This window comes from Paenibacillus sp. (assembly GCF_048976745.1).
GTDB lineage: Bacteria > Bacillota > Bacilli > Paenibacillales > Paenibacillaceae > Paenibacillus.
This window is the reverse complement of the sequence record NZ_JBHGUU010000004.1, coordinates 216,117-236,612: the sequence shown is the minus strand read 5'-3', so window position 1 is coordinate 236,612 and position 20,496 is coordinate 216,117. Positions and strand designations below refer to the sequence as shown.

At 48.7% G+C, this 20,496-nt stretch carries 16 protein-coding genes; all 16 read right to left on the bottom strand.

The features are described 5' to 3' along the window. Position 1: 1 nt before the first annotated feature. Positions 2–910, bottom strand: a complete 909-nt coding sequence (rsgA, locus tag ACE3K2_RS02010; RefSeq protein WP_062835353.1) for a ribosome small subunit-dependent GTPase A — start codon at positions 908–910, stop codon at positions 2–4. A gap of 61 nt (positions 911–971) precedes the next feature. Beyond that, entirely contained in the window at positions 972–3,182 is a 2,211-nt protein-coding gene (gene pknB / locus ACE3K2_RS02005; RefSeq protein WP_421886084.1) for a Stk1 family PASTA domain-containing Ser/Thr kinase, read from the bottom strand. Next, positions 3,179–3,955 carry a Stp1/IreP family PP2C-type Ser/Thr phosphatase gene (locus tag ACE3K2_RS02000; RefSeq protein ID WP_421886081.1) on the bottom strand — a complete coding sequence of 259 codons (777 nt, stop codon included), beginning with the start codon at positions 3,953–3,955 and terminating at the stop codon, positions 3,179–3,181. Before ACE3K2_RS02000 ends, pknB begins: the two co-directional genes overlap by 4 nt. A gap of 7 nt (positions 3,956–3,962) precedes the next feature. Next, complete coding sequence (gene rlmN, locus ACE3K2_RS01995) at positions 3,963–5,003, bottom strand: 23S rRNA (adenine(2503)-C(2))-methyltransferase RlmN (protein ID WP_036614609.1); 1,041 nt, start codon at positions 5,001–5,003, stop codon at positions 3,963–3,965. A 253-nt stretch (positions 5,004–5,256) separates the two neighbouring features. Then, positions 5,257–6,774 (bottom strand): 16S rRNA (cytosine(967)-C(5))-methyltransferase RsmB, encoded by a 1,518-nt coding sequence (gene rsmB, locus ACE3K2_RS01990; protein ID WP_421886077.1) that lies wholly within the window; start codon positions 6,772–6,774, stop codon positions 5,257–5,259. Then, positions 6,771–7,724, bottom strand: coding sequence for a methionyl-tRNA formyltransferase (fmt, locus tag ACE3K2_RS01985; RefSeq protein ID WP_421886074.1), 954 nt, complete (start codon positions 7,722–7,724; stop codon positions 6,771–6,773). The genes rsmB and fmt overlap by 4 nt, the downstream gene beginning before the upstream one ends. Before the next feature lie 12 nt (positions 7,725–7,736). Then, complete coding sequence (def, locus tag ACE3K2_RS01980) at positions 7,737–8,225, bottom strand: peptide deformylase (protein ID WP_145322836.1); 489 nt, start codon at positions 8,223–8,225, stop codon at positions 7,737–7,739. Positions 8,226–8,342: 117 nt separating this feature from the next. Continuing rightward, positions 8,343–10,892 (bottom strand): primosomal protein N', encoded by a 2,550-nt coding sequence (priA, locus tag ACE3K2_RS01975; protein WP_421886071.1) that lies wholly within the window; start codon positions 10,890–10,892, stop codon positions 8,343–8,345. A gap of 3 nt (positions 10,893–10,895) precedes the next feature. Beyond that, positions 10,896–12,131, bottom strand: a complete 1,236-nt coding sequence (coaBC, locus tag ACE3K2_RS01970; RefSeq protein ID WP_421886068.1) for a bifunctional phosphopantothenoylcysteine decarboxylase/phosphopantothenate--cysteine ligase CoaBC — start codon at positions 12,129–12,131, stop codon at positions 10,896–10,898. A 134-nt stretch (positions 12,132–12,265) separates the two neighbouring features. After that, positions 12,266–12,478, bottom strand: coding sequence for a DNA-directed RNA polymerase subunit omega (rpoZ, locus tag ACE3K2_RS01965; RefSeq protein ID WP_091028645.1), 213 nt, complete (start codon positions 12,476–12,478; stop codon positions 12,266–12,268). 157 nt (positions 12,479–12,635) lie between these two features. After that, complete coding sequence (gene gmk, locus ACE3K2_RS01960; protein ID WP_017687445.1) at positions 12,636–13,208, bottom strand: guanylate kinase; 573 nt, start codon at positions 13,206–13,208, stop codon at positions 12,636–12,638. Between the two features lie 13 nt (positions 13,209–13,221). Further along, positions 13,222–13,482 carry an extracellular matrix/biofilm regulator RemA gene (remA, locus tag ACE3K2_RS01955; protein ID WP_006209218.1) on the bottom strand — a complete coding sequence of 87 codons (261 nt, stop codon included), beginning with the start codon at positions 13,480–13,482 and terminating at the stop codon, positions 13,222–13,224. 51 nt (positions 13,483–13,533) lie between these two features. Next, a complete protein-coding gene (locus ACE3K2_RS01950) occupies positions 13,534–14,433 on the bottom strand; it encodes a YicC/YloC family endoribonuclease (RefSeq protein WP_253439066.1) in 900 nt (299 codons plus the stop codon). Positions 14,434–14,452: 19 nt separating this feature from the next. Next, entirely contained in the window at positions 14,453–16,342 is a 1,890-nt protein-coding gene (locus tag ACE3K2_RS01945; RefSeq protein WP_421886059.1) for a bifunctional homocysteine S-methyltransferase/methylenetetrahydrofolate reductase, read from the bottom strand. A 215-nt stretch (positions 16,343–16,557) separates the two neighbouring features. Continuing rightward, positions 16,558–17,391 (bottom strand): diaminopimelate epimerase, encoded by an 834-nt coding sequence (gene dapF / locus ACE3K2_RS01940; protein ID WP_421886861.1) that lies wholly within the window; start codon positions 17,389–17,391, stop codon positions 16,558–16,560. Between the two features lie 182 nt (positions 17,392–17,573). Then, on the bottom strand, positions 17,574–20,432 hold the full coding sequence (locus ACE3K2_RS01935) for a cation-translocating P-type ATPase (protein ID WP_421886056.1): 2,859 nt from the start codon (positions 20,430–20,432) through the stop codon (positions 17,574–17,576). Between the last annotated feature and the right edge of the window lie 64 nt (positions 20,433–20,496).

The window sequence follows — 20,496 nt, the reverse complement described above, 5'->3', positions numbered from 1 at the left end:
GTTAATACCTCCGCTTCTTATCTTTCATTTCGGTCAGGAACAGCACATAGTGCTGATATCGGCTTTCGGAGATTAGACCTTCCTCCTTGGCCGCAAGCACACGACAACCGGGTTCATGTGTATGGGTACAACCTCGGAACTTGCACTGATCTGCAAACTGGGCGAATTCCCGGAAACAAGTGGAGAGTTCCTCCACACCGATCTCCAGAAAGTCCAGTTGGCTGAATCCTGGCGTATCTGCAACAAACCCACCATTGTCCAATGGAATAAGCTCCACGTGCCTGGTGGTGTGTTTCCCTCGTCCTAGACGCATGCTGATTGCACTCGTCTCCAGCGTCAGGCCGGGCATCAATGCATTTAACATGGATGACTTGCCTACACCGGATTGACCAGAGAATACGCTAATCTTACCAGCGAGACGATCTCTGAGCAGCTCACTGCCCTCGCCGGTACGTGAACTTGTGGAGATCACTTCATAACCAACCTGTTCATACAATGCTTTTACTTCAGCAACCGTGTCTTTGGCTGGATCAGCCAGATCCTGTTTGGTCAGCACAATCAGAGCATCCAGACCAGCCTGCTCGATGTGAACAAGGAACTTGTCCAACAGATTCAGGTTCATATCCGGTTCTTTCACCGAGAATAACAGAACAGCCAAACTTACGTTGGCCACTGGAGGACGGATGAGTTCCGTCTCACGCTTCCGGATTTCATCTACCGTTCCTTCTCCGTTCTCCGTCAACATGTAGCTGACGCGGTCACCTACAAGCGGTGATGTTCCCCGTTTTCTGAAGATACCTCTGGCTCGACATTGAACGGCGGAACCTTCAACCGAAGGAACCCCGTTGTCTTCCACTGGCATGACATAATAGTAACCGCTTAGCGCTTTAACGATGATACCTTCTGGCATAGCTCCGTCGCCCTCCTTTAAATGGTGGTACGTTTACTCCAGACGCCAGCATAAGCCGCCCTTATGGACGGCTTGATGCGTTAACGACTTCCTTTTTCTTCTCTTTTTCCTTGCCGTGCCCCTTACCATTATTCATGGCAGAAGTGTCTTCATCTACGTTGTCACCTTCACCATCCACCGGTGTGGAGTCAGGCTCACCTTCCTGATTGGGATCAACACTGCCCTCATCAACGCTGCCGTCACCTGGATCAGGCTCATTTTCTGGCGGCGTCTGGGTACTTTGTTCCGGATCAATGGAAGGTACATTCACTGTTCCGTTTTTGGCTTCACTGTAGGAGACAAGGTACGTATCCAGGAACTGTCCATCACGATATACGGACACAGCCCCATTTTCATTCGGAGCCAGCACAAGTGGAATGGTCAAGGTCTGGGTTGAGTTCACAGTGCGAGTTCCCCATTCCTGATTCTTGCCACGTGCGTCTTCATATGTGATACGGATTTTACTGTTTTTGCCCTCTTCTTTGGGTGATACATTAATATTAAAAGGATATTTCAGCGCTTCAGGCGGATACCCTGTACTGATAAAGATTGTAATCTTATCGCCAGGACTCACCTCTGCGCCAGCTTCCACAGGCCATTGCTGCGTCACTTTGCCCTGATCCACCGTATAACTTGATTCTTCCTGTACCTGAGCAAGTACAAGTCCAGCAGACTTCAGTTTTTCTTCGGCTTCACTGCGGGTAAGATTTTTTAGATCAGGCATTTTGACCGTTTCAGTACCTTTACTTACGGTCAACTCAATCTGAACTATCGCAGGATCGAATTCCTCATTCACACCCGGTGTCTGGGAAATAACAGAACCTGAAGCCACATCATTGGAAAAGTCATCTTTCCGCTGAATCTGATCTTCCTTAATGCCAAGAGCAGTCAGCTTCTTGACAGCCTCATCATAAGTCTCCTGTTTGACATCAATCATCTTCACCAGTTCTTTTTCTGCACCAACACTGATCTGGACCTCGGAACCTTCTTTGACAACATCGCCTTCTTTTCTGCTCTGGTCATAGACAATACCCGGTTCAACACCTTCCTGGTACAGACGAATGACCTCATCACTGACGACGAGTCCTTTCTCCTCAAGCATTTCACGAGCCTTTTCTTCCGTCTGGGTGATCACGTTAGGCACGGTTACTTCAGGTACAACCAGCATACCCTTGACATACCATACAACACCCACCATGGCGATTAGAATAAGAACGGTTAATGAAATGAGTAATGCTGGCTTCTTCCAGCTCTTCGCTTTTGCCTTACCCTTGCCAGTTTCTTCGTCAGACTCCATCACAGGCATTGCACCGGTCGATGTAACTCCGCGTGGTTCAGGCTTGATCGCTGGCATAACGCGAGTCTGGTCTATATCATCCTCATCCGGAAAATCAATCTTTGTTTCGTTACGTCTCTCCGGCATCAGGCAAGTTTCCAGATCGGTCTGCATTTCCTTGGCCGACTGATAACGTTCCTGCGGATTTTTACGCATGGATTTTAAGATGACATTTTCCACACTTTGCGGAATCAATGGATTGAATTTGCGTGGTTCATCGAACTCTTCCTGCAAATGCTTCAATGCCACACTGATTGGACTTTCACCCAGGAACGGAAGTTGCCCAGTAAGCATTTGGTAAAGTACGATCCCAAGAGAATATAAGTCCGATTTCTCACCAGTAACGATACCTTTGGCATGCTCCGGTGAGAAGTAATGTACAGAACCAACTACGGATCCCGTCTGCGTAATCGTTGTAGATGTAACCGCACGGGCAATCCCGAAATCCGTTACTTTCACTCGGCCATTCCGGCCAATTAATATATTGTGGGGTTTGATATCCCGATGAATGATTTGATTATGATGTGCATGATCAAGAGCATCTGCAATCTGGGAAGCGATTCGCACCGATTCGTCCACCTGCAGAGGCGCACGTTCTTTAATAATTTCATTCAGGTTTTTGCCTTCCACGTACTCCATGACAATATAATGAACGTCATCTTCCTGCCCCACGTCATAAATGCTAACTACATTTGGATGAGACAGCGATGCTGCCGATTGTGCTTCCCTGCGGAAACGGCGAATAAACTCTTCGTCATGCACAAACTGTTGTCTAAGAACTTTAATCGCCACATTCCGGTTTAACAGAAGATCCTGTGCTTTGTACACAAGAGCCATGCCGCCACCGCCGACACGCTCAATCACTTCATAGCGTCCGCCTAGCTGGTGCCCAATCATGACTCACACCCCGTTTCCGTATCCACGGAACCATCCCTCTGCAACTCAAACAAGGCAACCGTGATGTTGTCGTCTCCCCCAGCAAGTAAAGCCAACTGGAGCAGTCGGTCAGCGCGATCTTCCAATGCCAGTTCCAGATTGCCGGCAACCTGAATAATCTGCTCATTGCTGACCAGGTTACTGAGGCCATCACTGCACAGGAGAAGAACTTCGCCCTCCTCCAGCTTGACCGTATCCAGGTCTACCTTCACCTCGGCATCTGTTCCAAGCGCACGTGTTAAAACGTTGCGACGTGGATGATGGGACACATCCTCTTTGCTGATCTGACCATTTTTGAACAATTCATTCACCAGTGTATGGTCCTCGGTTAACTGGATGACAGCTTTGTTCGCAATTTTGTATGCTCTGCTATCCCCGATGTGTCCAATAACACCTTCCGTATCGTTCAATAATGCCGCAACCACCGTTGTTCCCATGTTATGATACTTGTCATCTGTGGATGCCGTGCGGAAGATCACTTCGTTGGCATGCAAAATAGCATCGCTAAGAGCTGCAGACAGAGACGCATGCGACAGACCTGGCTCCAGTGTTCCCAAGTCTTGTACCAACGTCTCCACTGCCAAGCGGCTTGCCGTATCCCCTGCAAGATGTCCACCCATGCCATCGGCAACAATACCCAGAATATATCCTGTATCGAGATTACGAATCCAGGCTGAATCTTCATTCACCGAACGCACTCGTCCGATATGGCTCACATGAACTGTTTTGATCAAAACGTTCTCACCTCAACTCCATATGCTTTGCACGAAGCTGACCGCAAGCGGCAGCAATATCATGTCCCTGTTCACGACGAATGGTTACATTAACACCCTGTTCCGAGAGAATCTTTTGAAAATTGAAGATGTCGCTTCTCGAAGTTCTTACGTACTTGCGTTCAGGTACATGGTTAACCGGAATCAGATTCACGTGGCACAACATGTTTTTAAGCACACTTGCAAGTTCTGCTGCATGCTCTGGCTGATCGTTTACGCCACCAATAAGTGCATACTCAAACGTAATTCTCCGACCTGTTTTGGCCAGGTAATAACGGAGGGACTCCATCACATCTTCAAAAGGAAAACGACGGTTAACCGGCATCAATTTCGAACGCAGTGCATCATTCGGCGCATGGATCGAAATGGCGAGGTTAATCTGTGTGTCTTCATCTGCAAACTTGTAGATGTTCGGAACGATTCCGCTCGTGGATACCGTGATATGGCGCTGACCAATGTTCAGTCCTTTTTCATGGATCATAATGCGCAGGAAAGTCATCGTTGCTTCATAGTTTTCGAAAGGTTCACCTGAACCCATGATTACAATGCTGCTTACGCGCTCGCCGCGTTCATCCAAAATTTTCTGAGCCTGCACAACCTGGGCAACAATCTCCCCAGCCGTAAGGTTACGCTTGAGTCCACCCAGTGTAGATGCACAGAATGTACAACCAATCCGACATCCAACCTGTGTGGTTACACAGATGCTGTTCCCGTAGTTATGTTTCATGATTACTGTCTCAATGGCATGATCATCATGAAGACCAAAGAGGAATTTAACCGTTCCATCCTTGGATTCAAACTTTGTAATTTCCTTAAGTGTTACGAATTCAAATTGCTCTGTCAACTTTTCACGCAATGGCTTGGACAGATTTGTCATTTCACTGAAATCATTCACGCGTTTTACATAAATCCAGTCAAAGATTTGACCACCGCGAAACGCCGGCTCCCCGTTCTCAACAGCCCATTGCTGTAGCTGTTCCAGAGAATAATCATATATAAAAGGTTTCATTTTGTTGTCACACCTATTCCTTCTTTTCTTTTCGTTTGGCTTCCTTCTTTTCGTTCCATTCGTCCTATTCTATCACAAAGACCACGTTACATCCATGTATACCCTTGATATCTGTACTTCATGCATTATAACACCTCAATGCCGCCATCGCACCCTGTCATCACATTTCCCTGACCATTATGCCGAAGTCCCATCACAAAGAAATCCGCCGAAGTTCCCCCCGGCGGCCATGCTTCCGTGCTCTATTAAACTGTTATTCCGCTGTTTTTGTCAACCGTGCGATGAAAAATCCGTCACTGTGAGCGTATTGTGGCAAAATCTGAACGCCTCCGTTTACAACCTTCAAGTTTGCCGTCTCCGATTCAGACCAAACGGATGCTTCTGCTGGACGATATTCCGGATGTCGATTCAAAAAATCTGCAACCATATCCTCATTTTCAGCAGGCTCAATCGTACATGTGCTATAAACCAAAATACCGCCTGGTTTTAACAACGGTGCAACACGATCAAGCAGTACACGCTGCAAGCTGGCGATATCTTCGATATCTTCTACGGATTTGGTCCATTTCACATCTGGTTTGCGTCGAATAACACCAAGGCCGGAACATGGTGCATCCAGCAAAATGCGGTCAAACGATGCTTCCGGATACCGCTCGTTCAAATCAAGTGCATCTCCAGTTACAGCATCGATGCAACTCAGACCAAGACGCTCCGCCTGATCCAGGATCAGCTGGCGCTTATGGGCATGTACATCGTTAGCGATAATTCGACCACGATCATGCATTTTCTCAGCCATATGAGCTGTTTTACCACCTGGAGCTGCGCAGCAATCCAATACTAGTTGGTCTTCTTCCGGCGCAACGGCTTCAGCGACGAGCATGGAACTTTCGTCCTGTACAGAAAACAAACCATCCCGATACCAGGACGTTAGTGCCATATTCCCGCCACTGCGTACAAGAATTCCATCGGAACTTAACTGAGAAGCTTCAACGACTGCACCTGTGCTTGCCATCTCATGCATCAGTTTCTCCCGTGTGGTCATTGTTGTGTTAACTCGGACACTTACTGCTGGCGGTTCATTATTCGCACGACAGATGGCTTCCGTTGTCTCCTCGCCGTAGTGTGCGATCCAACGTTCAACCATCCATAACGGGTGGGAATGTTCCAGTGAAATACGTTCAGCCACGGGCAGATGTTCTGGAATACGAAGTTCATCCCGATTACGGATCATATTGCGCAGCACACCATTCACCATCCCCGAGATTCCCTGATGGCCCAGTTTCTTCGCCAGATTAACCGCTTCGCTCACCACGGCATGCTCCGGAATACGATCCAGGTATATCATCTGATATACACTGATCCGCAGCAGGCTACGAACCCATGGTTGCAGTTTGGATACGCCTTTGGCGACGTAACGTTCCAGAAAATAATCAAGTGTGTTCAATCTGGCGATTGTTCCGTACACCAATTCGGTAGCCAGTCCAGCATCCGCAGGGCTTAAATCCGCCTCTTTCAGACGACGGTTCAACTCCAGATTACTGTATGCTCCATCTTGCTCAACAGCACTCAGAACTTTGACTGCCAATGCACGAGCAGATGTTTTCGGTTTCTGGGAGCGAGCTGCACCACCTGAGGCAGAATGGGATGCAGACGAATTTCCAGGCCCCCCCGATTTTCCCGAATTCGGGCGGCGGTTTCCTTCACGCCCGGACGCATTTCCTGTAGCTTTATGACTTTTTCCCGACAAACGACCCGGTGTGTTACCACTCATCGCAGCACCGTTCCAGGTTTCAGTGTACCCCCACGGGCAAAGTCAGCGGCTTGCATCACCTTTTTGCCTGCAGGTTGCACTTCAGTCAACCAGAGGGACCCATCGCCTGTGCGAACTTCAATCCCTGCCTTGCCCAATTGCAGGACGGTTCCCGGCTCTGCTTGTCCAGCATCCGAAGAGGTTGCCAGATCCACCTGATTGGGGTTAGCCGCAGCCCAAACTTTGAAGACCTGATCTTCCCACATCGTAAATGCACCCGAAAATGGCACAAGGCCGCGGATCTGATTGAACAATTCACGTGAAGTCCGACTCCAGTCCATCTTCTCGTCATCCCGAGTCAGATTGCGAGCATACGAAGCCTCGGCATCATCCTGAGGGACAGCCGTTGTCTCGCCTGCAATCAATCGTGGCATTTCAGCTTGAAGCAGTTTGGAACCCGCCTCACTTAATTTATCAAACATCGATCCTGATGTATCTTCATCTGTAATTGGCAGTTCCACACGCGAGATCATATCTCCGGTATCCAGGCCTTCAGCCATATACATTAAGGTGACTCCTGTCACGGATTCACCGTTAATAATGGAACGTTGGATCGGGGCTCCTCCCCGATATTTTGGCAAAAGAGAGCCATGCACGTTCACACAACCGCGAACGGGCATATCCAGCACGGCTTTGGGCAGAATCTGACCAAAAGCCGCAGTCACGATCAGGTCCGGCTTCCATTCAGCCAAGCGGGCTACCGCTTCCGGATCACGCAGTTTAACCGGTTGAAACACCGGCAGACCGTGGCGTTCTGCCGCGGCCTTAACCGGTGTTGGCGTAAGTACTTTTTTGCGTCCCTGTGGTTTATCAGGCTGAGTCACCACACCCACCACATTGTATCCTTCTGCAATCAGCATATCGAGAGAAGGAACTGCAAATTCAGGTGTTCCCATAAAAACAATATTCAAATCGATCACTCCTTAATTACGACGCGGTCCCGTTTGATCGGCTGCAATTTCGTACACTTTCTCGGCGATATCCGTAAAAAGTACGCCATCCAGATGATCAATTTCATGCTGGAATGCACGGGAAAGCAAGCCACTTCCCGTAATAATCAACTCTTTGCCTTCACGATCCAGACCTTTGACCGTAACGGTCTCAAAACGACGAACATCACCATTAATTCCAGGGATACTCAGACAACCTTCCGGTCCAAATTGCTCTCCCTCACTTGCAATGATCTCCGGGTTAATCATCTTGATCAGCCCTTGCTCATCACCTGCATCAATAACAATCAGACGTTTCAAAATACCAACCTGCGGTGCAGCAAGACCTACACCTTCCGCATCGTACATGGTATCAGCCATATCATCCAGCAATTTTTGTACATTCGGTGTAATTTTGGTTACTTCTTTGGCTCTCTTGTGGAGCACCTCATCTGGTTCTTGCACGATAATGCGAATCGACATGTTGTAAGCACCTTCCTAATCCTCATCATAATTTCAGGACGATATTCTGTATTTTTGGGGTATTCATTTTAATCTATGTTTATACCGCTTGTTTACATCCGCATTGCTGCAAAATGCCTACATTAACATTTGCGGGTCTACATCCAGACTAATAAGCAATTTTTGCGCCTGAACATCATCATCCATGCGCCGGGCTGTTGCCAGAGCGAGTCCTATGGCATCTACATCCCCCCGCCATTTTATCATACATTGGAATCTGTATCTATTCTTGATCCGGGGAATCGGGGACGCTACCGGCCCTAATACATCAAAGGCATCATTGCTGAAACGATCCAGACTGCCGAGCCATCCGGCCGCATTAGCCTTCTCTTTCAGTATCCGCGTGTAGTTCTCGGCAAGACGAATCAGTACCGGAAGCTGCTCATGCGAAAAGGTCACCAGAATCAGGCGACAGTATGGCGGATATTGTAGATTGCGACGGTGCAGCAGTTCCTCACGTACAAACGACACGTAGTCATGCTGACTCGCATGCCCGATAGAGTAGTGCTCCGGCGTATAAGACTGGACAAACACCTCACCAGGCAATTGGTGCCGACCCGCTCGGCCTGCTACCTGTGTTAGTAACTGAAACGTTTTTTCGGCAGCGCGAAAATCAGGCAAATTCAATGCTGAATCCGCTGTTATCACGCCAACCAGGGTCACATCCGGGAAGTCGAGCCCCTTCGCAACCATCTGGGTACCCAGCAATACGTCTGCCTTTTTCTCACGAAACTGTTTCAACAGCTTCTCATGAGCCCCTTTTTCCGTTGTTGTATCCACATCCATCCGTATGACCCGTATCCCCGGAAAGAGCTTCGCAAGCTCTTCCTCGACTCGTTGTGTACCTGTGCCGAAATATCGTATATGCTCACTTCCACAATCGGGGCACACTTCCGGAGCCGCTTCCGCATAGCCACAGTAATGACAACGGAGATTATTGGAGCGCTGATGATACGTCAATGAAATATCACATTCGGGACAGCCTGCCACATATCCACAACTTCGGCACATGACAAAGGTTGAATACCCACGGCGATTCAGCAGAAGCACCGTCTGTTCACCGCGTTCCAAGCGCTCCTCCAGCCCTTTGTGCAAAGCCCTGCTGAACATGGAGCGGTTACCATCCTTCAACTCTTCGCGCATGTCAACGATTCGCACTTCGGGCAGCTTGTTGCCCAGTGCCCGTGTTGGCATCTCCAGCAAGAGTGGTGCAAAATCGTCGTTGCTCTGCGAGCGTGCCGCATAGTAACTTTCCAGCGAAGGTGTCGCTGAGCCCAGAACAACTACGGCCTGATGCTGCTGTGCTCTTTTTACCGCTACATCCCGGGCATGATATTTCGGTGTTTCCTCTTGTTTATAGGAAGTCTCGTGTTCCTCATCCATAATGATCAACCCAAGCCGACTGAATGGAGCAAATACGGCTGAACGCGCCCCAATCGCAACCTTCACCTGACCCTCACGAATCTTGCGCCATTCATCATAGCGCTCACCACCAGACAGACGACTGTGCATGACCGCAACCTGATCGCCAAACCGCCCTTTAAAACGTTCAACCATCTGTGGTGTCAGTGCAATCTCGGGCACCAGTACGATGGCCTGCCGATCTTGCTCGATGCATTGTTGAATGGTTTGAAGGTAGACTTCCGTCTTGCCACTTCCCGTAACACCATGTAGCAAAAACACTCCGTGGCGTTGTTCCTGCAATCGGCCATTGATATTGTCGTAAACCTGTTTTTGCTCATCGGTCAGAACCAGCGGTTCAGTCGCCTTGAACTTCCTGCCCTGATAAGGATCACGAAAGACCTCAACATCCTCTGTGACGATCAATCCCTTTTCCTCAAGCCCCTTCATCGTTGCGGCTGATACCTGCAGTGTAGATAACACTTCTTTCATCGGCATGGGCAGCAGTTCTTTCATTTCCAGCAAAAAAGCCAGAATTTCCTTCTGCCGCTGTGCTTTCGCCGGGAATGAAGCAAGTGCTTCTTGAGCAGCAGCAATATCTACAGCCAGATCAACGGACTTCATCGTTTTTTTATTCAACTTGTCCTTGATGGCCTGACTCTCCAGCAGTACGCCACCAAGCAATAATTTCTTAATTAGTGCAGCATGATTGGGATATTTTCGACTCAGTTGTTGCAGTGGTACCTGACCCCGACTTTTGACAAAACGGATGATATCCTGTTGCACTTTCTCGGTCGTAGACTCTTCTCCCCAAACAAATAACACCTCATCATCCGGTTGTGCACCTGCCATCTGTCCATCAAGTGCATCGCCCAGCGAGATGTATCGCTCCGCTTTCCCTTTTAATGCGGTAGGCACCATAACCTGCAATGACAAAATCCGGTTACTGGCATAACGCCTACTCATCCATTCGGCCAACTCAACCAAATCTTTTGACAACGGGGGAACAATGTCCAGCAACTCCTGAATCTGCTTAAGCCTGAATGTTTCCTCTCCGGTACGTGGCACAAGATCAATCACGAATCCCTGCACCGTCCGATGACCAAAAGGCACACCCACCCGGCTGCCAATCTCGATCCATTCCCTCATCGATTCAGGTACCAGGTAATCAAACGGCCGGTCTGTTTCCTTCACAGGAACATCGACTATGACCTTGGCAATCTCCATATCCTAATTCCTCCCGGCAATGCGCTCCGCCGCAATCCGGAGCAACCGATGAGCCACATCGTTCTTGGCCATCACTGGAAGCTCCTCCACCAAACCTTCCCGGTCATAGATATGTACCGCGTTGGTGTCTGTTCCAAATCCTGCACCCGTGCGGGTTACGTCATTGGCTACGATCAGATCACAGTTTTTCCGTTCCAATTTCTCACGTGCATACATCTCAACGGACTGAGTCTCCGCAGCAAAACCAATCAAAAACTGATGGGTTTTCTGCTTGCCCAGCGTTTCAAGAATATCTATATTTTTAACAAGTTCGAGCGACAACGTGTCGCCTTTTTTCTTGATCTTCTCGGTATAAACTTCCTTTGGACGATAATCGGCAACAGCGGCCGCTTTAACCACGATATCTGCGCCATCCCACTCCTGTGTTAGAGCTTCGTACATATCCTGTGCAGACTGTACAGGGATCAACTCAACGTTCTCCGGCGGCTTCTCTTGGGTATTACCCATAACCAATTTCACATCTGCCCCCAGATCACGGGCAGCTGCAGCAATGGCAAATCCCATTTTGCCAGACGAATCGTTCGTAATGTATCGTACCGGGTCAATGCGCTCAATTGTACCTCCAGCCGTAACAACAACCTTCTTGCCTTGTAACAATGCAGCTTGTCCCTGCCGACTACGGTCTACAGACTCGCGCTGTTCAAAGAAACGTTCCACTACATCCACAATGCTCTCCGGTTCTTCCAGACGCCCCTTGCCTACATATCCACACGCAAGCAGACCTTCACCTGGCTCAATCATCATGGCACCCCGTTCAACAAGCAGGTTCATATTGTGCTTTACAGCCGGATGATCATACATATGTACATTCATCGCTGGGGCAATCATGACAGGAGCTGTCGTGGCAAGCAGCGTTGTTGAGAGCATATCATCTGCCATGCCATGTGCCATCTTGGCAATCACATTGGCTGTAGCCGGGGCAACCAGAACAAGATCAGCCAGATCTGCCAGATGAATATGGGATACAACTGCTGGCTCACGCTCATCAAATGTATCGGTATATACGGTATTTCGGGTCAACGTTTGCAACGTTAATTCGGTAATAAACTGTGTAGCGGAAGCTGTCATAATCACATGAACATCCGCTCCCTTTTGCACCAGTCTGCTGCATAATGTTGCCGCTTTGTAAGCGGCTATGCCGCCTGTCACACCAAGCACGATTTTTTTACCGTTCAACATGTTTATTTCCCCCGATATTATACGACGTCTAATGATTCCGTTAAAATATGCTTATTCGTAAAAAAATAACAACCTCGCGGTTGTCAATTAATCCGGCTTGCGCCGTATGCAGTTGAAGAGCAGCCGCAGGCGGCTTACTCTTCCTCTTCGTCCTGTCCTTTGATGACAACGAGCAGGTCTCCATAGATTTCTTCCAGTGCAACGCCCACTTGTTTATGGGATCTCGCACCTCTTAAATCCGATTTTTCACCTTCACGTAGCTGTCTAGCCCGGCGGGAAGCAGCAACAACAAGGGAATACTTGCTGTCGACTTTGTTCATCATTTCATCAATAGAAGGATACAGCATATTAACAAACACCTCTTCGCATTAGTATAATCGCAAGTTGCCGCCTGACAGAACGGATGTGGCATGTCTTCACATCCGGGCATTCCGAGAAGGACTGCTTCAGTACATGATATGACAACTCCCCCACTTATATCGCATTCTGCAGCGGCAAAAGGGATTATTTATTGATCTTACAATGTTCGGCGATTATGATGCTTTCTATTCTCTTGCACGCCAAATCAATTTCATCATTCACAACAGCGTAATCATACTGCTCCAGCAGACTGATCTCATCAACCGCTACGGACATCCGGTGATCAATGGTAGCCTGGCTTTCGGTACCCCGGCCCTGAATGCGATCTTTCAGCTCGTCCAATGAAGGAGGAAGCAGGAAAACAAAGATGCCTTCCGGGAATTTCTCTTTCACTTTTAACGCGCCTTGAACCTCAATCTCCAGAATGATGTCGCGGCCTTCGTTAATCGTTTTTTCTACAAAATCACGCGGCGTTCCGTAATAATTACCAACATACTCCGCATGTTCCAACAGTTGATCTTCAGCAATCATGTTTTGGAACTCTTCATGACTTCTGAAGAAATAGTTTACACCATGTTCTTCACCCAGACGAGGCTGACGGGTTGTCGCCGATACGGAATAAATCAATTCCGGCACCCGTTTGCGCAAAGCGCTGCATACAGTACCCTTCCCGACCCCAGATGGGCCAGACAACACTACCAGTAATCCCTTAGACATATTACACTCCATTTTATTCGTCGTTATCATCATCTTTCGAAGAAAGACGATGGGCGACCGTCTCAGGCTGAACTGCAGACAAAATGACATGATCGCTATCCGTAATAATTACGGCACGAGTACGTCTTCCGTACGTTGCATCAATCAGCATGTGACGATCTCTAGCCTCTTGTATAATTCTCTTGATCGGCGCAGATTCCGGACTCACGATGGATATAATCCGGTTCGCCGATACGATGTTACCGAATCCAATGTTAATGAGTTTGATTGCCATAATCAGGTTCTTCCCCCTATACATGCGACTCTTTTGCCGAAATGTGGACGTTCATTCGATATTCGCCGCTTGCTCACGAATCTTCTCCAGCTCCGCCTTCATCTCGACAACACGATTCACCAGAGCCAAATGGTTGGCTTTTGATCCAATCGTATTGACTTCCCGATTCATCTCTTGAATTAGAAAGTCCAACTTACGACCTACGGGCTCATCACTTTTCAGCAGTTCCCTGCTCTGTCCAAAGTGACTCAGTAGACGTGTAAGCTCCTCTTCTATGTTAGAACGATCGGCAAACATTGCAATTTCCATACCCAATTTATGCTCATCAAAAGGGAAAGAGCCTTCTTCCTGCATTTCCGTAAGCCTCTGTCTTAACTTGTTGCGATAATCACTTACCACAGTTGGTGCAAGATCAAGCATCTCGGTATGCAGTGACTCCAGACGGGTAATCCGTCGTTCCAGATCACTGGCCAGATGAAGACCCTCGCGAGCGCGCATCTGTTCAAGGCTGGACAGAGCCTCTTTCAATCCTTCCTGCAGAACTCGCTCCCATTCGTCCTTCTGCTCTTCGGGAATGGAACTTGTCCCATCCGAATGAACCATGACGTCCGGCAGTCCAAGCATATCCACAATACTTGGTTTGCCCTGCATTCCATATTGGGTTTCCAGTTGCTCTGCAGCCTGCAGATAGGCCCTGACCGTCTGCTCATTCAGAACAGCGGGAAGAGCCTGGTCTTCCTCTTTTTCTTTCATTACATAAACATCAATCCGTCCACGTTTCAAACGACTCTGTACGATTTTCCTCAAACCGTCTTCATAATACGTCCACTCTCTTGGCAAACGCATCATCACTTCGCAATAACGATGATTAACAGATTTGATCTCTAATTGTACCTTATAGCCGCCAAAATGAAAGGCGGATTGACCGTATCCGGTCATACTGAATGACATCGGCATCACATCCGTTTTACTATTGTAATTGATTATTAGGGTTGAAACAAGTAGGACATTGATGCTCCGACTTCTCCCATACGTATTGAGTCAGTTCGGCCGTCATGCCGTAGAACATAAACGGTGTCATAAGATAGATCCCTTTGAAATGTGCTGTTGCTACGTCCAGCAGTTCCTTGGCAATTTTTACCCCCATCGCACGGCCCTCTTCGCCTTCCAGACCTGCCATACGGGAACGCACTTCATCCGAAAGCTGAATTCCGGGAACTTCGTTGTGCAGATACTCTGCATTCCGTCCACTTGCCAGTGGCATTACACCTACAAAAATAGGCACATCCAGATGTTTGGTTGCTTCATGCATTGCCACGATTAACTCCGGGTCATAGACAGGCTGAGTCATGATGTAATCTGCACCAGAAGCAATTTTCTTCTCCAGACGCTGTACAGCTTTATCCAGATATTTCACATTGGGATTAAATGCCGCTCCGATGACAAAGCCCGCTTTCTGCTTCAACGGTTTACCCGAGAAGGCCACTCCATCGTTCAACTGTTTGATCATGCGTATGATTTCAAAAGAGGTTAGATCGTATACCGAGCTAGATCCCGGCAGATCACCAAATCTTGCAGGATCCCCTGTCACAGCAAGTACATGATTAATGCCCAGAGCATCAAACCCCATCATGTGAGACTGCGTTCCAATCAGATTCCGGTCACGGCAGGCAATATGCACCAATGGACGAAGACCCGTGCGATCCTGAACGAGGTGACCCAACGCCATGTTGCTCATCCGTGTAACCGCTAGCGAATTATCGGCCAGTGTCAGGGCATCGGCTCCTGCTGCCTTTAGTGTCTCCGCACCTTTCATGAATTTGGCAATGTCCAGATCACGCGGCGGGTCAAGTTCAACAATGACTGTGTGACGCTGCTTGACCAGATCAACAATCGTAGGCTGACCTCCACGTCCGGAGCGCTCATCCACATGTTCATGCAGCACAATACGCGGTTTGGATTCTGACGGATCAGGTTCCAAAATAGGCGAAGGCACGTAGTCAGCGAGCGCCTCTTTCATAGCGGTAATATGATCAGGTGTTGTACCACAGCAACCGCCGATAATACGAGCGCCCAGCTCGGCAAATTGCACAGCCGTCTGACCAAAATACTCTGGAGTGGCACCATAGCGGAACTGACCATCGACATAATCTGCTGCACCTGCATTCGGATAGACAGACATGGGAATGCCGATACGTCCGGAGACCGTTTCCATGGCACGCATAATTCCGTTTGGACCTGAGCGACAGTTAAAACCGATCACATCCGCACCCTGCTCCCGCATGATCCGGAATGCTTCGGGCATTGTATATCCGTCCAGTGTGTGTCCTACATCCTCTACCGCAAACTGTCCGATCACGGGCAGATCACTTAGCTTGCGCGCTTGCAAAAGGGCAATATCCATTTCCTCGATATCATAGAAGGTCTCCAGCAGAATGCCATCCACGCCTTCATCAAGCAGTGCAAAGATCTGTTGTTGATAGAAGCGTTTCAGTTCACTCGTGGAGACGTTCGTCCGCTTGCCGCCGCGAATAGAGCCTACTGCTCCAAGAACATAACCGTCAGCTCCAGCCACCTCTTTGGCAATACGAACACCGGTACGGTTCACATCCTCCACTTTGGACTCCAAACCAAACTTGGACAATTTGTCATAGTTGGCAGAATACGTATTCGTTTCAAATATCTCTGTACCTGCGTCCCGATAACGGCGATGTACTTCCGCCACCACTTCAGGTGAAATCAAGTTTAACTCTTCATATGAAATCCCTACCGGGAATCCCATTTGGTACAGATACGTTCCCATGGCCCCATCTCCAATGAGAACTCGTTCCTGCATAACTTTGCGCAAATCCGCCTTCATCCCTTTTCCCCCCGCCTAGCTGTGATCATTTTCATACTAATGTAACACAAAAAACCCTAAAAAACGAAGAAAAACACAGGTTTTTGATGAGTATCCAGCTCATATGGACTTTCTTACCATACAGCCCCCAATATGTCTCTGTACAGGAGACATGACCTGCCCTTTTTGACAAAAAAAGAGGCCCTCAGGCCTCTTGTGTTACACCATTCACTTGATTATGAAGTGATTCCCTTAAAAACAACTTCAGCAGGTCCTGTCATATAGACATGATTATCCGCTTCATTCCACTCAATGTGGAGATCCCCACCCTTGAGGCTGATGACGGCTGTACGATCTGTATGTCCATTCAGGACAGAGGATACCAGTGTTGCACAAGCTCCGGTTCCACATGCAAGTGTTGGGCCAGCTCCGCGTTCCCATACACGCATGTCCACATATCCACGGTCACGAACTGTGGCGAATTCCACATTGATTTTTTTCGGAAACATCGGATGTACTTCAAGAAGTGGACCCCAAGTCGTGAGGTCAAAATTCACAGCGTCATCTACATAGATCACCGCATGTGGGTTACCCATGGATACGGCAGTGAATTTGAACGCATGTCCGTTCGCTTCAATGTAGTGATCAACCACGGGATTGGCATCTACCGTTGTAGGCACTTGAAGACCGTCCAGGATCGGCTCACCCATATCCACACGCACCGTTTCCACTTTACCATCTCGAATGTTGAGAGTTACAGGTTGTACCCCTGCACCAATCGTTTCAATGGTAATCTGCTCCTGGCTAACATGACCATGATCGTATACATATTTGGATACACAACGGATGGCATTACCGCACTGCTCTGCTTCCGAACCGTCCGAATTCATGATGCGCATCTGAAAGTCCGCCTTCTCTGAAGGCAGTATATACACCAGGCCGTCCGCACCAATACCGAAGAAACGGTTGCACCATTTCACAGCCAATTCTGCTGCGTCTGCCGGAAGTTCCTTTTCACCAAATACAACGATAAAATCGTTACCAAGTCCATGCATTTTCGTAAATTCCATCATCTTGCCCACTCCTTTTGGCAGTCTGCTGCCAAAGCTATATTCTTGCTCTTCTACAGGATTACCATAGAAATTCATATTCAACATTTACACAAAAAAGCTATCCTGCAAAATGCCAAAGCTGCCGCTTCGAATCATTTTGAGGATAGCATAACGAAATGGGTAAGGAAAAGGTATTGATTTTATGCTGAAAACTTTGTACTTTTCGGTACGAAGCGTCCAGAACCACCCATACGGCGGCGGTTACGACGACCACCCCACACGCTTCCCGCGCCCATAAGGAACGTTGGAATGCCAGCAGCAACGATACAGATGGCCCATTCACGCAAACCTAGCGGTACGGTTTTGAAGATCGGCTGCAGCGGTTCAACGTACATGACAACCAGCATCAGTACAACCGATGAAATCACAGCAAGAACGAGATATTTGTTTTGTAGTGGATTTCGATGGAAGATCGAGCGCGAACTGCGGCAATCAAAGACATGAATGAGCTGCGCCAATACGAGTGTAGCGAAAGCCACAGACTGTGCTTTGATCAATTGACCCGGGTTATCCGGCGCAGCCTGAAGGGTAAGCCAGAACGCTCCGAGTGTACATAATCCAATCAATACACCCCGACTGACAATTTTCCAACCCAGTCTGCGGGCAAAAATGTTTTCCTTGGCACCACGGGGTTTGTGTTCCATCAAATCTTTTTCCGGCTGATCTACCCCGAGCGCCATTGCAGGCAAACCATCTGTCACCAGGTTAACCCACAGAATCTGAATTGGTACAAGCGGCAATGGCAGGCCCATCATCATTGCAAAGAACATTGTCAAAATCTCACCCACGTTTGATGCCAGCAAATAACGGATAAACTTGCGAATGTTCTCATAAATATTACGACCTTCTTCTATGGCCGCCACAATCGTTGAGAAGTTATCATCACTCAGAATAAGCGCCGAAGCTTCCTTTGTAACATCCGTTCCTGTAATGCCCATCGCGATCCCAATGTCAGCCGCTTTAATAGCCGGAGCGTCGTTCACCCCATCCCCCGTCATGGCAACGACATGTCCTTTGCGCTGCAAAGACTTCACGATACGAAGCTTATGTTCAGGAGACACTCTTGAGAACACATAGATTCCCTCTACCTGTTTATCCAGTTGTTCATCCGTCATGCCTGCCAGCTGCTGACCACTTAGAGAAGCACCGCCGCGTGGAAGAATCCCGAGTTGATGAGCAATCGCTTCTGCCGTTGTACCATGATCACCTGTGATCATGACCGTTCGTATCCCCGCCTTGCGGCATGTTGCAATCGCATCGCGCACTTCACGACGCGGCGGATCAATCATACCTGTAAGTCCCACGAATATAAGCTGACTCTCGGCGGCGTGTTCATCAGCCACTTTTTCTTCCGGCCGCACTTCACGATAGGCCATTCCGAGGACACGTAGTGCCGCGCCGGCCATGCTCTCATTGGCTGCCATCACTTTCTGCCGCAGCGTTCCAGTGAAAGGTACAACCTTGCCTTCCCACAAAATATAACTGCAGTGTCCGATCAATACATCCGGTGCACCTTTGGTATAGATCATTCGGCCTCCCTGGTGTTGAACCAGGACCGACATGCGTTTGCGCTCCGAATCAAACGGGAACTCCTGCTCCCGGGCATACAACTCTTTGAGACCAGCAGGGGTAAGCCCCATTTTGGAGGACAGTGTGACGAGCGCCCCCTCCGTCGGATCACCCTTAAGCTCCCAGAATACATTGTCTCGCTTGACCGTTTCTTCCTGGAGATCCCCTTTTTTCGTTTTTTTCTTGCCTTCTTTTTTGTTATCCTTGTCCTTTTTCTTGCTCGCCCCCTCGCTTGCAACATTCTCCACAATACTGGCATTGTTGCAAAGCGCGCTGATCTGGAGCATTCTGCGTAGCGACTGGTCACTCTTCAGTTCCACCGTTCGACCGTTCTCCAGCATCTGCCCTTCAGGTGCATAACCATCTCCGGTAACCTTGATGCTGCGTCCCTCCAGCCACACATCCGTTACCGTCATCTTGTTTTGTGTGAGCGTACCTGTCTTATCCGAACAGATTACGGAAGCACAGCCAAGGGTTTCGACAGAAGGCAGTTTGCGCACAATGGCTTTACGCTTGATCATACGCTGCACGCCTAGTGCGAGTGCAATGGTTACAATGGCCGGCAGACCCTCCGGTATGGCAGCAACCGCGAGGCTGACCCCTGCCAAAAACATGCCAACCGCTGGTTGTCCGTGCAATATCCCGGCGACGACAACCATAATGGTTAATCCCAATGCGACAAAAATCAGAATTTTGCCCAGTTGTTCAAGCCTGTGCTGTAACGGTGTTTCCTGTTCCTCCGTATTCTGGATCAGATCAGCGATTTTGCCCATCTCCGTCTCCATCCCCGTACGGATAACCACACCTTTGGCTGTACCACGAGTGACCATGGTACCCATAAAACCAATATTCTTCTGATCACCAAGCGGAACGTCCTCATCGGCAATCGGAAGGCAATGTTTGCTTACGGGAACCGATTCCCCGGTAAGGGCCGACTCCTCCACATCCAGACTGTTCGTTTGCAGCCAGCGCACATCAGCGGGTATGCGGTCCCCACTCTCCACCATGACAATATCACCGGGGACAAGTTGTTTGGCGGCAAGGTGTACTTCCTGGCCTGAACGAAGTACTTTGGCAAGAGGTGCAGACAACTGTTTTAATGCACGAAGAGATCGTTCAGCCCGGAATTCCTGTACAAACCCCAGAATTGCATTCAGTACGATAATAGCCACAATCGTTACCGCATCCAGATATTCACCCAGCAATCCGGATACCAACGTTGCTCCCATCAACACCAGCACCATAAAATCCTTGAACTGATTTAAGAGCAATGTAATCGGAGATATGCGCTTCCCCTCGCTCAGCTCATTTGAACCGACCACTTTCCTCTTCTCTGCTACAGCTTCATCCGTCAATCCTTCCTGCGGGCTGACGCCAAGAGTGTTACGAAGCTCTTCATCACTAAGTTGATGCCACTTGGTATGTTCCATGCTTCAAGTTTCCCTCCCAGTCTGTATTTCATCTGCTAAATAAGCTCACATGCTTCACCGGCGT

Bases quoted from the DNA above. Each gene is read 5' to 3' on its own strand.
- rsgA (WP_062835353.1), bottom strand. From the start codon at position 910: ATGCCAGAAGGTATCATCGTTAAAGCGCTAAGCGGTTACTATTATGTC.
- pknB (WP_421886084.1), bottom strand. From the start codon at position 3,182: ATGATTGGGCACCAGCTAGGCGGACGCTATGAAGTGATTGAGCGTGTC.
- rlmN (WP_036614609.1), bottom strand. From the start codon at position 5,003: ATGAAACCTTTTATATATGATTATTCTCTGGAACAGCTACAGCAATGG.
- rsmB (WP_421886077.1), bottom strand. From the start codon at position 6,774: ATGAGTGGTAACACACCGGGTCGTTTGTCGGGAAAAAGTCATAAAGCT.
- def (WP_145322836.1), bottom strand. From the start codon at position 8,225: ATGTCGATTCGCATTATCGTGCAAGAACCAGATGAGGTGCTCCACAAG.
- priA (WP_421886071.1), bottom strand. From the start codon at position 10,892: ATGGAGATTGCCAAGGTCATAGTCGATGTTCCTGTGAAGGAAACAGAC.
- coaBC (WP_421886068.1), bottom strand. From the start codon at position 12,131: ATGTTGAACGGTAAAAAAATCGTGCTTGGTGTGACAGGCGGCATAGCC.
- rpoZ (WP_091028645.1), bottom strand. From the start codon at position 12,478: ATGCTGTATCCTTCTATTGATGAAATGATGAACAAAGTCGACAGCAAG.
- gmk (WP_017687445.1), bottom strand. From the start codon at position 13,208: ATGTCTAAGGGATTACTGGTAGTGTTGTCTGGCCCATCTGGGGTCGGG.
- remA (WP_006209218.1), bottom strand. From the start codon at position 13,482: ATGGCAATCAAACTCATTAACATTGGATTCGGTAACATCGTATCGGCG.
- ACE3K2_RS01950 (WP_253439066.1), bottom strand. From the start codon at position 14,433: ATGTCATTCAGTATGACCGGATACGGTCAATCCGCCTTTCATTTTGGC.
- ACE3K2_RS01945 (WP_421886059.1), bottom strand. From the start codon at position 16,342: ATGAAGGCGGATTTGCGCAAAGTTATGCAGGAACGAGTTCTCATTGGA.
- dapF (WP_421886861.1), bottom strand. From the start codon at position 17,391: ATGGAATTTACGAAAATGCATGGACTTGGTAACGATTTTATCGTTGTA.
- ACE3K2_RS01935 (WP_421886056.1), bottom strand. From the start codon at position 20,432: ATGGAACATACCAAGTGGCATCAACTTAGTGATGAAGAGCTTCGTAAC.